Origin of the sequence: Lysobacter dokdonensis DS-58, assembly GCF_000770795.1 — a bacterium.
Lineage (GTDB): Bacteria > Pseudomonadota > Gammaproteobacteria > Xanthomonadales > Xanthomonadaceae > Noviluteimonas > Noviluteimonas dokdonensis.
The window spans coordinates 499,896-512,552 of record NZ_JRKJ01000002.1; the positions used below are offsets into that span (position 1 = coordinate 499,896).

9 protein-coding genes and 1 pseudogene are annotated in these 12,657 nt (G+C 68.3%); 9 read left to right on the forward strand and 1 reads right to left on the reverse strand.

Annotated features, from left to right (window positions below; all coding sequences use genetic code 11):
- Nucleotide 1: 1 nt before the first annotated feature.
- From LF41_RS02745 to LF41_RS02785, 9 genes and pseudogenes are all read left to right on the forward strand, one after another.
- A complete protein-coding gene (locus LF41_RS02745) occupies nt 2-1,177 on the forward strand; it encodes a 1-deoxy-D-xylulose-5-phosphate reductoisomerase (RefSeq protein ID WP_036165293.1) in 1,176 nt (391 codons plus the stop codon).
- Nucleotides 1,174-2,544 (forward strand): RIP metalloprotease RseP, encoded by a 1,371-nt coding sequence (gene rseP / locus LF41_RS02750; protein ID WP_036165295.1) that lies wholly within the window; start codon nt 1,174-1,176, stop codon nt 2,542-2,544. The genes LF41_RS02745 and rseP overlap by 4 nt, the downstream gene beginning before the upstream one ends.
- Nucleotides 2,545-2,611: 67 nt before the next feature.
- On the forward strand, nt 2,612-5,086 hold the full coding sequence (gene bamA, locus LF41_RS02755; protein ID WP_036165297.1) for an outer membrane protein assembly factor BamA: 2,475 nt from the start codon (nt 2,612-2,614) through the stop codon (nt 5,084-5,086).
- A gap of 26 nt (nt 5,087-5,112) precedes the next feature.
- The gene (gene lpxD, locus LF41_RS02760) at nt 5,113-6,129 is read left to right on the forward strand and encodes a UDP-3-O-(3-hydroxymyristoyl)glucosamine N-acyltransferase (protein WP_036165299.1); all 1,017 of its coding nucleotides are present in this window, start codon (nt 5,113-5,115) and stop codon (nt 6,127-6,129) included.
- Nucleotides 6,130-6,134: 5 nt separating this feature from the next.
- Complete coding sequence (fabZ, locus tag LF41_RS02765; RefSeq protein ID WP_036165302.1) at nt 6,135-6,584, forward strand: 3-hydroxyacyl-ACP dehydratase FabZ; 450 nt, start codon at nt 6,135-6,137, stop codon at nt 6,582-6,584.
- A gap of 4 nt (nt 6,585-6,588) precedes the next feature.
- Nucleotides 6,589-7,371, forward strand: a complete 783-nt coding sequence (lpxA, locus tag LF41_RS02770) for an acyl-ACP--UDP-N-acetylglucosamine O-acyltransferase (RefSeq protein ID WP_036165305.1) — start codon at nt 6,589-6,591, stop codon at nt 7,369-7,371.
- Between the two features lie 3 nt (nt 7,372-7,374).
- Nucleotides 7,375-8,520 carry a lipid-A-disaccharide synthase gene (gene lpxB / locus LF41_RS02775; RefSeq protein ID WP_052116067.1) on the forward strand — a complete coding sequence of 382 codons (1,146 nt, stop codon included), beginning with the start codon at nt 7,375-7,377 and terminating at the stop codon, nt 8,518-8,520.
- An 81-nt stretch (nt 8,521-8,601) separates the two neighbouring features.
- Nucleotides 8,602-9,159 (forward strand): annotated as a pseudogene (locus LF41_RS02780) (ribonuclease HII); the annotation flags it as partial.
- 309 nt (nt 9,160-9,468) lie between these two features.
- Complete coding sequence (locus tag LF41_RS02785) at nt 9,469-10,404, forward strand: TraB/GumN family protein (protein WP_152599856.1); 936 nt, start codon at nt 9,469-9,471, stop codon at nt 10,402-10,404.
- Here the strand turns inward: LF41_RS02785 and LF41_RS02790 are convergent.
- Nucleotides 10,401-12,587, reverse strand: coding sequence for a winged helix-turn-helix domain-containing protein (locus tag LF41_RS02790; protein WP_036165309.1), 2,187 nt, complete (start codon nt 12,585-12,587; stop codon nt 10,401-10,403). The genes LF41_RS02785 and LF41_RS02790 overlap by 4 nt on opposite strands.
- Nucleotides 12,588-12,657 lie beyond the last annotated feature (70 nt).

Here is a 12,657-nt window from a genome sequence, read left to right on the forward strand (position 1 = left end):
CATGCAGCAGGTTGCAGTCCTCGGCGCCACCGGTTCGATCGGCACGAGCGCGCTCGACGTCATCGCGCGCCACCCGCAGCGCATGCGCGCCAGCGTGCTCGCCGCGGGGACGCAGGTGGATGCGTTGCTCGCCTTGTGCCGCACGCATCAGCCGGACCATGCGGTCATCGCCGATCCGAAGTGCTTCGACGCGCTGCGCGACGGCTTGCGCGACGCCGGCCTGCGCACGCAGGCGCATGCGGGCGAAGACGCACTCGATGCACTCGTCGACGGCGATGCCTGCACCACCGTTGTCGCCGCCATCGTCGGCGCGGCGGGCTTGCGCTCGACGCTCGCCGCCGCGCGCGCGGGCAAACGCCTGCTGCTCGCCAACAAGGAGTCGCTGGTGCTCGCCGGCGAACTGCTGGTGCATGCCGCGAACGACGCCGGCGCGTGCATCGTGCCGATCGACAGCGAACACAACGCGATCTTCCAATGCCTGCCCGACGCGCACGCGCGCGAAGGGCTCAAGCGCATTTGCCTCACCGCCTCGGGCGGGCCGTTCCGCGGGCGTTCGCGCGCCTCGCTCGCCGATGTCACGCCCGCCCAGGCCGTCGCGCATCCGAAGTGGTCGATGGGCCCGAAGATCTCCGTCGACTCGGCCACGCTGATGAACAAGGGCCTCGAGGTGATCGAGGCGCATCACCTGTTCGGGGTGGATGCAGGTCGCATCGACGTACTGGTGCATCCGCAGAGCCTGGTGCACTCGCTGGTCGAATTCGTCGATGGCAGCACGCTCGCACAGCTGGGCTTGCCGGACATGCGCACCGCGCTTGCCGTGGGCCTGTCGTGGCCCGAGCGCGTGATATCGGGCGTGGGCGGCCTGGACCTGCTGCAGCACGGCCGCCTGGATTTCGAGCCTCCGGACCACGACGCCTTCCCCTGTCTGGGCCTGGCCTACGCCGCGTTGCGCGCCGGCGGCACCGCGCCGGCCACGCTCAACGCGGCCAACGAAGTGGCGGTTTCAGCCTTTCTTCAGGGCCGCATCGCTTTCCTTGGCATTCCGGCGCTGGTCGAAGACACCCTGGCTGCGCTCCCCCCCGGCCCCGCCGATACGCTGGACGCGTTGCGCGAGGCCGACCGCGCTGCGCGCGAATTCGCGCAGTCCGCCGTCAACGGATCGAAGACGCAAAGATGAGCGATTACATCGGTCCCATTTGGTGGTTCATCGTCGCGATCGGCGTGCTCGTGACGTGCCATGAATTCGGCCACTACTGGGTGGCCAAGCGGTGCGGCGTCAAGGTGCTGCGCTTCTCCGTCGGTTTCGGCAAGCCGCTGTGGATGCGCCGCAACAAGGACGGCACGGAGTTCGCCATCGCGGCGATTCCGCTCGGCGGCTACGTCAAGATGCTCGACGAGCGCGAGTTCGACGTCGCGCCCTCCGAATTGCATCGCGCGTTCAATCGCCAGTCGCCGTTACGCCGCATCGCGATCGCCGCCGCGGGGCCCATCGCCAACATCGTGCTGTGCGTGTTCTTCCTGTGGGGCGCGTACGTCGTCGGGCTGAAGGAATACGCGCCGGTCGTCGGCGCCGCGGACGGCATTGCGTCCGAAGCCGGCATCCGCAAGGGCGATCAGATCCTGCGCATCGGCGACCGCACCATCCAGACATGGACCGACGTGCGCTTCGCGCTCGCGCTGGCGGGGCTGGATCGCGCACGCGTGCCGGTACAGGTGCGCGACGCCGACGGCGATACCGAAACGCGCACGCTGGACCTGTCGAAGTTGCCAGACGGATTCGACGAACTGCAGGCGCCGACGCTCGTCGGCCTGACGGCGCGCTACCAGCTCGAACCACCGATCGTGAACGATATCGTCGCCGGTTCGCCCGCGTACGGCGTGCTCGCCGAAGACGACCGCATCCTCGCCATCGACGGCCAGCCGGTCTCCGATTACGCGGACATCGCGCCGCGCGTGCAGGCGCTCGCCGCGCGCGGGGGCCCGGGGATGATCGAGGTGTTGCGCGAGGACGATCGCGGGGAGCCGCGCCGCCTGGCCTTCCCGCTGACGCCGCGCATGGACATCGACGAGGCGACGGGCAAGCGCGTGGCGCGGATCGGCGTGATCCACAAGTCATCGGGGCAGATGCCGGCGTTCGACGCGGTGCGCCGCTACGGGCCGATCGACGCGATCCCGGTGGCCTTCGTCGAAACCTGGCACAAGGCGCGCGACACGATCGGCTTCATGGGCCGGATGCTCACCGGCAATGCGTCGACGAAGTACGTTTCCGGCCCGATCACCACCGCCCGCGCGGCGAGTGCGACGGCCGAACTGGGACTGGCCTGGTTCCTGAACTTTCTGGCCGTCCTGTCGATCTCACTGGCGATCCTCAACCTGTTGCCCATTCCGCTCTTGGATGGGGGACACCTGCTGTATTACCTTATCGAATTGGTCAAGGGCAGCCCTCTGAGCGAGCGTACGATGGCTGCCGGGCAGTACGTGGGCCTGGCGCTGCTGGTCGGCCTGATGGGGTTGGCGTTGTTCAACGACGTTTTCTTCCATTAGCCGCCCGCACCCAGCCTGCAGACCCGCCACCGCCACGGTGGCCGCCAACCCCCAACCGGACGTGACGATGACGCGACACCTTTCCCGCCGCCTGCTCGCCCTTGCCCTCGCTTCGGCGATCGCCGCGCCCGCCGCGGCGCAGCAGGCAGCCAATCCGTTCGCGCTCCCGCAGGATGCCGCCCCGGCGCCCGGCCCGGCGAACGACCCGGCTGCTTTCACCGTCAGCGACATCCGCATCGAAGGCCTGCAGCGCATTTCCGCGGGCACGGTGTTCACCTACCTGCCCGTCGAACGCGGCGACCGCCTGGACGCCTCGCTGGCCGGCGACGCCATCCGCGCGCTCTACGGCACCGGCTTCTTCGAGGACGTGCGCCTGGACCGCCAGGGCGACATCCTCGTCATTACCGTCGTCGAACGTCCCGCCATCAACAAACTCACGTTGACCGGCAACAAGGACATCAAGACCGACGACCTGACCAAGGGCCTGAAGGACATCGGCCTGGCCGAAGGCGAAACCTTCGACCGCCTGTCGCTCGACCGCGTCACGCAGGAACTCAACCGCCAGTACAACAACCGCGGCAAGTACAACGTCGAGATCACGCCCACGGTCGCGCGCCTCGACCGCAACCGCGTCGACGTGACGATCAACGTCAAGGAAGGCAAGGCCGCCAAGATCCAGCACATCAACCTGGTCGGCAACGAGAAGTTCGGCGACGAGGCGATCACCGATTCGTGGGAATCGCGCGAGCACAACTGGCTCTCGTGGTACCGCCGCGACGACCAGTACTCGCGCGAGAAGCTCTCCGGCGACATGGAGAAGCTCACCAGCTGGTACCTCGACCGCGGTTACGTCGATTTCAGCCTCGACTCCACGCAGGTCGCCATCAGCCCCGACCGCCAGGACATGTACATCACCGCCGGCCTGACCGAAGGCGAGCAGTACAAGATCTCCGGCGTGAAGGTCACCGGCGACACCATCCTGCCGCTGGCCGAAGTCGAGAAGATGATCCCGGTCAAGGAAGGCCAGATCTTCTCCCGCCGCCTGCTCGAATACACCTCGGACACCATCGTCGCCACGCTGGCCAACATCGGCTACGCGTTCGCGCAGGTGAACCCGATCCCGGAAGTCGACCAGGAAAAGAAGACGGTCGGCATCAACTTCCAGGTCGTCCCCGGCCCGCGCGTCAACGTGCGCCGCGTGGTCTTCAAGGGCAACACGCGCACCGCCGACGAAGTGCTGCGCCGCGAAATGCGCCAGTTCGAAGGCGCGTGGTATTCCCAGGCCGCGGTCGACCGCTCCAAGGTGCGGCTGCAGCGCCTGGGTTACTTCGAAACCGTCGAAGTCGAGAACGTGCCGGTCGCCGGCACCGACGACCAGGTCGACGTGACCTTCACCGTCAAGGAAACCACCTCGGGCAGCTTCATGTTCGGCGTGGGTTACTCGCAGCTCTCCGGCGTCAACCTGTCGGTGCAGCTGCAGGAAAACAACTTCCTCGGCAGCGGCAACCGCGTGTCGATCGCCGCGCAGCAGAGCAGCTACCAGAAGCGCTACGACTTCTCGTTCACCAACCCGTACTTCACCGACGAAGGCATGTCGCTGGGCTACAACCTGTGGTGGCGCGAGTTCGACTACAGCGACTACGGCGTGGCGAACTACTCCACCAACAGCGGCGCCGGCCAGGTCTTCCTCGGCCTGCCGATCACCGAGTACGACACCGTCTCGGCGCTGGTGGGCATCGACACCAACGAGATCCTGCTCTCGGCCAGCACGCCGCTGTCGATCTATGACTACATCACCGCCGTCGGCCAGCGCACGTTCCATGCCTGGCGCACGCAGTTCGGTTACGCGCGCGACACGCGCAACGACTACTTCATGCCGTCGGTGGGCAGCTACCACCGCGCGAGCGTGGAAATCGCGATGCCCGGTTCGACGGCCGAGTACTGGAAGGCCGAGTACCAGTACTCGCGCTACTTCCCGCTCAGCCAGTCGCTGATCCTGCTCACCGCGGTGAACATCGGCTACGGCGACAACTACGGCGATGTCACCTACCGCGACCTGTGCCACGACATGACGGTGCCCTGCACCACCGCGTCGGACGACTTCCTGCGCACGGTCAACTCCGACGGCCTGCCCTTCTTCGAACGCTTCTACGCCGGCGGCATCACCTCGTCGGGCCGCGTCCGCGGCTTCGTCGACAACTCGCTGGGCCCGCGCGAGTTCAACGGCTTCCAGTCGCAGCCCATCGGTGGCGCATTGAAGACGGTGGGCACGGTGGAGCTGGTGTTCCCGAAGCTGTTCGATTCCCCGGCCGCGCGCGTTTCGGCGTTCCTCGACTGGGGTAACGTCTTCGCCGACTTCGACTCCTTCGATGCCAGCGAACTGCGCGCATCGGCCGGCGTCGCGCTGCTGTGGCGCTCGCCCATGGGCCCGCTGTCGATCAGCTATGCGATCCCGCTGCGCACGCAGGACGCCGATCCGTCGACGTTCTTCCCGGGCGACGACACCGAGCGCCTGCAGTTCACCTTCGGCGGGTCGTTCTGACCGCGGCGCCCACGGAGCACGATGCCATGGGCGCCCCGGCGTTTTCCGCAGCGGACCTGGCGGCGAAGTTCGGGCTCGAGGTCGCGGGCGATGCGCAACGCATCGTTCGCGGCGTCTCGACGCTCGCCAACGGCCGTCCAGATTCGCTCGGCTTCCTCGCCAATCCCCGGTATCGCGCGCAACTGGCGGCGTCGCAATGCGGCGTCGTCGTCATGCGCGCCGATGACGCGGAAGGTTTCGATGGCACCGCGCTGATCGCACGCGACCCCTACTCCGCGTTCGCGCGCATTTCCGCGTTGTTCGAACCCGTCCCGCACATCACGCCGGGAATCCATCCCACCGCGGTGGTCGATGCGAGCGCGACGGTAGATCCGTCGGCGCACATCGGCCCGCACGTCGTCATCGGTGCACGCAGCATCGTCGACGCAGGCGCGACGCTCGGCCCGGGGTGCATCGTCGGCGAGGATTGCGTCGTCGGCGAAGGCAGCGAACTCATCGCGCGCGTCACGCTCGTCACGCGCGTCCGCCTGGGCAAACGCGTGCGCGTGCATCCTGGCGCGGTGCTGGGCGCCGATGGCTTCGGCCTGGCGATGGACGCCGGCCGCTGGCTCAAGGTGCCGCAGCTGGGTGGCGTGGTGATCGGCGACGATTGCGAAATCGGCGCCAACACCACCATCGACCGCGGTGCGCTCGAAGACACGATCCTCGAAGACGACGTGCGCCTCGACAACCAGATCCAGATCGGCCACAACGTCGTGATCGGCGCGCACACCGCGATGGCCGGCTGTGCCGCGGTCGCGGGGAGCGCGAAGATCGGCCGCTACTGCCTCGTGGGCGGCGGCGCAGGCATCCTCGGGCACCTGGAACTGTGCGACCGGGTCATCGTCACCGCGATGAGCCTGGTCACCCATTCGATCCGCGAACCGGGCGAGTACTCCTCGGGCACGCCGATCATGGACAATCGCAGCTGGCGCAAGAGCGCCGCGCGGTTCAAGCAACTCGATGCACTGGCCCGCCGCGTGGCGGCCCCGGACAAGGATTGAAGACGATGGACGTGCAACTCCCCCTCGACGTGGTGGCCATCCAGCATTTGCTGCCGCATCGCTATCCGTTCCTGCTGGTCGATCGCGTGACGGAGTTCGAGGCGAACAAGCGCGTCCTCGGCATCAAGAACGTCACGATCAACGAGCCCTTCTTCAACGGCCATTTCCCCGGCCATCCGGTGATGCCGGGCGTGCTCGTCATCGAAGCGCTGGCGCAGGCCGGCGGCATCCTGACGCAGCTCTCGCACGCGGCCGCGGCGACGGACAAGCTGTTCTACCTGGTGAAGATCGACAACGCGAAGTTCAGCCGCATGGTGGTGCCGGGCGATCGCCTGGAGCTGCACGTCGAACTCAAGCGCACGATCCGCAACATGGCGCTGTACCAGGGCATCGCGCGCGTGGACGGCGAACAGGTCGCCTGCGCCGAGATCCTCTGCGCAGAGGTGAAGGGCTGAGCCCATGACGGCGCAGGTGCATGCCACCGCGGTCGTCGACCCGGGCGCGCGCATCGGCGCGGACGTGCGCATCGGCCCGTTCTGCGTCATCGGCGCGGATGTCGAAATCGGCGACGGCACCATCGTCGGCCCGCATTGCACGATCACCGGGCCGACGAAGATCGGCACGGGCAATCATTTCCACGGGCACGCGGCCATCGGCGGCGACCCGCAGGACAAGAAGTTCGCCGGCGAGCGCACGGAACTGGTGATCGGCGATGGCAACGTCGTGCGCGAGTTCGTCACCATCAGCCGCGGCACGGGCACGGGCACCAGCGTCACGCGCATCGGCAACGGCAACTGGCTGCTCGCGTACGTGCACGTCGCGCACGATTGCATCATCGGCGACGGCTGCGTGTTCTCGAACAACGCCACGCTCGCCGGCCACGTCGAGGTCGGCAACCAGGTGATCCTCAGCGGCTTCGTCGGCGTGCACCAGTTCTGCCGCATCGGCGACCACGCGTTCATCGGCATGGGCGCGTTCGTCAACGGGGACGTGCCGCCGTTCCTGATGGTCGCGCAGGACAGTTACGGCCGCCCGCGCGGGATCAACAGCGAAGGCTTGAAGCGTCGCGGTTTCGACGCCGCGCGCGTCTCGGCGATCAAGCGCGCGTACCGCACGCTCTACGTTTCCGGCGCCAAGCTCGAGGAAGCGCTCGAGCAACTGCGCGAAATGGCGAGCGACAGCGACGACGTGCGCGCGATGGTCGAGTTCATCGGCCGCGGCGAACGGCACCTGCTGCGCTGACGCATGGGCGCGCGTCCCCTCCGCATCGGCCTGGTCGCGGGGGAAACCTCCGGCGACCAACTCGGCGCAGGCCTGATCGAGTCCTTGCGCGCACGCTTCCCCGACGCGCAATTCGCCGGCATCGGTGGCGACAACATGCGCGCCGCCGGCTTCGACGCCTGGCATGACGCCTCCGAACTCGCGGTCTTCGGCCTGGCCGAAGTGATCGCGCACCTGCCGCGCCTGCTCCGCGTGCGTCGCCAATTGCGCGAACGCATGCTGGATTGGAAGCCCGACGTATTCATCGGCATCGACGCGCCGGACTTCACCCTCGGCGTGGAGAAGTGGTTGAAGCAACGCGGCGTACGCACGGTGCACGACGTCAGCCCGTCGCTGTGGGCCTGGCGCCAGTCGCGCGCGGCGAAGATCGGCCAGAGCGCCGATCGGGTGCTGTGTCTGTTCCCGATGGAACCGGCGATCTACGCGCAACATGGCGTGGACGCGCGCTACATCGGGCATCCACTCGCCGATGCATTGCCGCTCGAACCCGATCGCAACGCCGCGCGCGAGGCATTGGGTATCCCGCAGGGCGCGCGCGTGCTCGCGGTGCTGCCCGGTTCGCGCATGGGCGAAATCCACCGGCTCGCGGGGATCTTCTTCGCCGCAGCCGCGCGCCTGTCGCAGGAACTGCCCGGCCTGCATGTCGTCGTGCCCGCGGCCAACGCCGCCTGCCGGCGCGCGATCGAAGCCGCGCTGCCCGCCGACCTTGCAAACGTCACGGTGCTCGACGGCCAGGCGCAGCGCGCGATGATCGCCGGCGACGCCGTCCTGCTCGCCTCGGGCACCGCCGCGCTCGAAGCGATGCTGTGCAAGCGCCCGATGGTGGTGGCCTACAAGCTCTCGCCGCTGACGCACGCCATCGTCCGCGCGTTCGGGTTGCTGAAGGTCAAACACGTCTCCCTGCCCAACGTGCTGGCCGGCGAATCGCTGGTGCCCGAACTGCTGCAGGACGACTGCACGCCCGACAAACTCGCCGAAGCCCTGCACCCGCTGCTCTCCACGCCGGAGCCGGGACTCGTGCTGCAGGCCCGCTTCCGGGAACTCCACCTCGCATTGCGCCGCGGCGCCTCGGCCCGCGCGGCCGAGGCCATCGCCGAACTGCTTGCGTGAATGCGTCGGCCCATCGCACGATCCGCGCCGATGTCGTTCGAACCCGCCACCACCGATCCCACCGCCCCGGCCGCGCGCTTCGCCGGCGTGGATGAAGCCGGGCGCGGGCCGCTCGCGGGCCCGGTGGTCGTGGCCGCGGTCGTCTTCCAGCCCGGACGCACGCCGATCAACGGGCTGGCCGATTCGAAGCAACTCAACGCGCAGCGCCGCGAAGAACTCTACGTGCGCATCGTCGAGCGCGCGGTCGCCTTCAAGATCGTCAGCATCGAAGTCGACGACATCGACCGCCTCAACATCTACCACGCGACGATGCTCGGCATGCGCCTGGCGGTGGACGGCGTGCTGCACGCGTGCGAATACGCGCGCATCGACGGCAACGCGATCCCCAAGGGCCTGTCGTGCCGCGCGCAGGCGCTGGTCGGCGGCGACGCGAGCGACCGCGCGATCATGGCCGCCTCGATCCTCGCGAAGGTGACGCGCGACCGCCACATGGTCGAACTGCACCGCCAATGGCCGCAGTACCGCTTCGACGAACACAAGGGCTACTCCACGCCGCAACACCTCGCGGCCCTGCGGGAACACGGGCCGTGCCCGCAACACCGCCGCAGTTTCACGCCCGTGCGCGATGCGCTGCAGGGGACGTTGCTGCCGGTCGAAGTGGCGGAAGCAATCGTCGAAGATTGACGCGAACGAAATTTCTGCGACGCCCCGAAGCTCCCTCGCGACGAGCCGGGCGATAAAACACTGGAAATCATGGACGTGGCCTGACAGACACGGCCCGGGTGCCCCTCGTATGTTCCCGCTCGCCGCTACAGGCGGAGGAACGGCGAGCGCGCTGGTGGAACCTGCAACGCGTTTGCTTGTCTGAATGCCCCAATTACGTCTGCTGGACGCGCCATGATCCGACGGCTCCTTACTTTGTCGCTCGCTTTGGTCGCCACCACAGCCGTGGCGGGAGACCCCCTCACGCCCGCGGAGTTATCGACCGTCGAGATCCGCGCGTCCGCCGGGCCGCCGATGTGGAAATACGTGCGCGGCGACAAGACCGTGTGGGTCGTCGGCGATCTGGGCGTCGTGCGCAAGGGCACGAAGTTCCACGGCGATGCGATCAGCCGGCGAGTCGCCGAGTCGGGCGCGGTGCTCGGTCGCCAGGGGCTCGTGGTCGGCGACAACGTCGGGCTCTTCCGCGCGATGACGTTGTATCCGGCGATTCGCAAAGTCCGTTTCAACGCCGGCGACGCGCGGCTGCAAGACGTGCTTCCCGCGGACGTGCTCGCGCACTGGATCGAAGTGAAGATGCGCTATGGGCGCAGCGACGACCTGGACCGCCAGCGCCCGATGTATGCGGCGTTCGAGTTGTACCAGGCGGGCCTCGATGCGCACGGGCTTTCCGTCGAGGACGATCTCCAGTCCCTCCTCCGCGTCGCCGCGAAGGCCCACCGCGTCCCCGTGATCGACGCTCACGCGCGCCTGCCGATCGACGATGCGCGCAAAACGGTGCGAAGCTTCGACGTGCCGCGCGATGCCGACATCGGGTGCCTGTCGGAGACAATGACGCGCGTCGACGCCTGGTGGCCCGCGGCGCAGGCGCTGTCGGATGCGTGGATCGCGGGCGACGTTGCCGCCGCGCGTGCGGCGCGGTCGGTCCCGCCGGTGCGTGCGTGCTGGTCGACGCTCACCAACGGCGCCATCGCGCGCAGCCAGGGCATCGATGACCTCGACGGCCTCGTCCGCTATGCATGGCGCGAAGGACTGCGCAAGGCGGTGCGCGAACATGCTGTCGTCCTTGCCACCATTCCGTTGGGCGATGCGCTCGACGGCAACGGGCTTGCGCGCATCCTGGCCGATGAGGGCTTCCAGCCGGAGCCCACACTAGAGGACTAGCGCGCTACGACCGACGCCGTATCGGCGCCATCGCCTGTCAGCAACCGTCGTTGCGCCTGCGCGATGGCGGCCAGTCGCGCCTTGCGTTGTTCGAACGCCGGATCGTCGTCGAGCATCCGCCACGGCAAGTCGCGATAGAGCGACAACACGTCGGTGTAGCCGGCATCGATGGCGCGATCGAGCGCGGCCATCGCCGCCGCGCGGTCGCCCTGCATCACCGCGATCTGCGCGGCCTGGTAGTCGACCCACGGCAACCCCAGGCCGTTGGCGCGCTTGTTCGCCAGGTGGCGTGCCGCCGAGGCGATCGCATCGGTGCGCGTCGGGCCCGGCGGAAGTAGCGCCGCGTAGTTCAGCAGATGCGAGGCGTAACCCGGCCCCGCCCCGGAGTGCTCGACGGGATCGTCGTCGCGCCAACCGCCTTCGTACACGCGTGCGTACTCGCGCAACGCGGCGTCGCGGTGCCCGGCCAACGCCAGGCTTTGCGCCTGCAAAGCGCGCTGGTACAGCGCGAGGGACGGCGACACTTGCGCCGAACGCAACCACGTCGACGCGCCTTCCGGATCGCCGAGCGCGAAGAACAACCACGCATGCGCCTGGAGGTAGTGGCTGGTGTCGAGGACGCCGGCGCGATCGAGTTCCGCCTTCGCCAATGCGGTGTCGCCGAGCCACGCCGCGACGTACGCGGTGACGAGCGAGTAGCTGTGGTCGTCGGGATCGATCGCGGCGATCTGCTGGTATCGACGAATGCCCGCGGCCGGCCGCCCGTACATCATGTCCACCGACGGCGAATACCAATTGACGTCGCGCAATCGCGGATGGCGTGCATAGACCGTCGCTTCGAACGCGCGGGCCTTGTCGGGTTCGCCCGTCGCTTCGTAGGCGCCGATCAATTCGCAATGCGGCCAGCCCTTTTCCGGATGTTCGCTCACGATGCGTTCGAGCCCGTCGCGCACGCGCGCGTAATGGCCGCGGTCGCCGTCCATCATCACCAGCGCGAGCCGCGGCTCCATGAGCGTCGGCTCCAGCGCGAGCGCGCGGCGATACGCGCGCTCGGCTTCATCGAAGCGTTCGCGCAGGCGCAGCAACTCGCCTTGTTGCACAAGGCAGGCCGATGAGGCGGGGTCCAGGCGCAAGCCGCGCTCGATCGCTTCGCTGGCGGCGGGAATGACCGTGTCCTTGCTCGCCAGGTTTTCGCTCACCCGCAGCAAGTGCATGCCGCCGAGGTGGCACCACGCGTCGGCATTCGTCGGATCGATCTGCAGCGCGCGCTGGAACGCGATGATCGCATCGTCGCGGTCGCGTTGCTTCAGGCCGGCGCGTGCGCGCAGTCCGCTGCGGATCGACTCGCCCGCGTCGAGCGCGCCGCCGGGTGCGAGCAACGTCGCGCTGTCGGGACGCACCAGGCGCGCGACATCCGTCTGCACGCCGATGGCCGTCTCGCCGAGCGTCGCCAATTGCAGCGGATAGGCGCGTTCGAACGGCGTGGCGGCATGGCGCACGCGAATCCGCAGCCGCCAGTCCGGCGCGGGTCCGACGACATCGCCGGCGAGCACGATCGCGTCGTCGCGCGCCAGGCCCCGCTCCACGCGCAACCCCGGCAGCATCCGCAACCGCTGCAGGACGCTGGCTTCCAGCGCACGCACCTGCGGCGCAATTCCCGCCGCTTGCGGTGGGATCGCGAAGCGGACGAGCACCACCTGCGTCGGCGCACGCGCGACGACCTCGCCGGGCGCGGACGCGCCATCGCGCGAACGCCATGCGACGACTGCGACGAGAGCGACACCGGCGATCGCGGCCGCGACCATCCAGCCGATCCTGCGCTTTCGTGGAACGTCGGAGGCGTCCGTTGCGGCCGCTTCGGGCACCACCTCGACCGGCGCTATGAAGCGATAACCGAGCGTATGGACCGTCTGGATGTAGCGCGGCGATTCGGCATGGTCGCCGAGCGCCTTGCGGACCTGGCCGATGCAACGATTGAGCACGGCGGGCGTGACATGCCGATGGCCCCACACCGCGTCGAGCAAGTCGTCGCGACTCCGCAGCGTGCCTGCGTGCGCGAGCAGGTCTTCCAGTACGGCGAAGGCCTTGGGCTCGAGTTCGACCGCCTGCCCGCCGATGCGCAGGCGGTGCCGCGCACCGTCGAGCTCGCCGGAATCGAAGCGATAGACCGCCGCGTCGCTCATCGGCGCGCTTCCCAACGAAATCCGCAGCGATTCCGCAGCGTTCCATCAAGACTCCGCGCGTCCCGGGCGC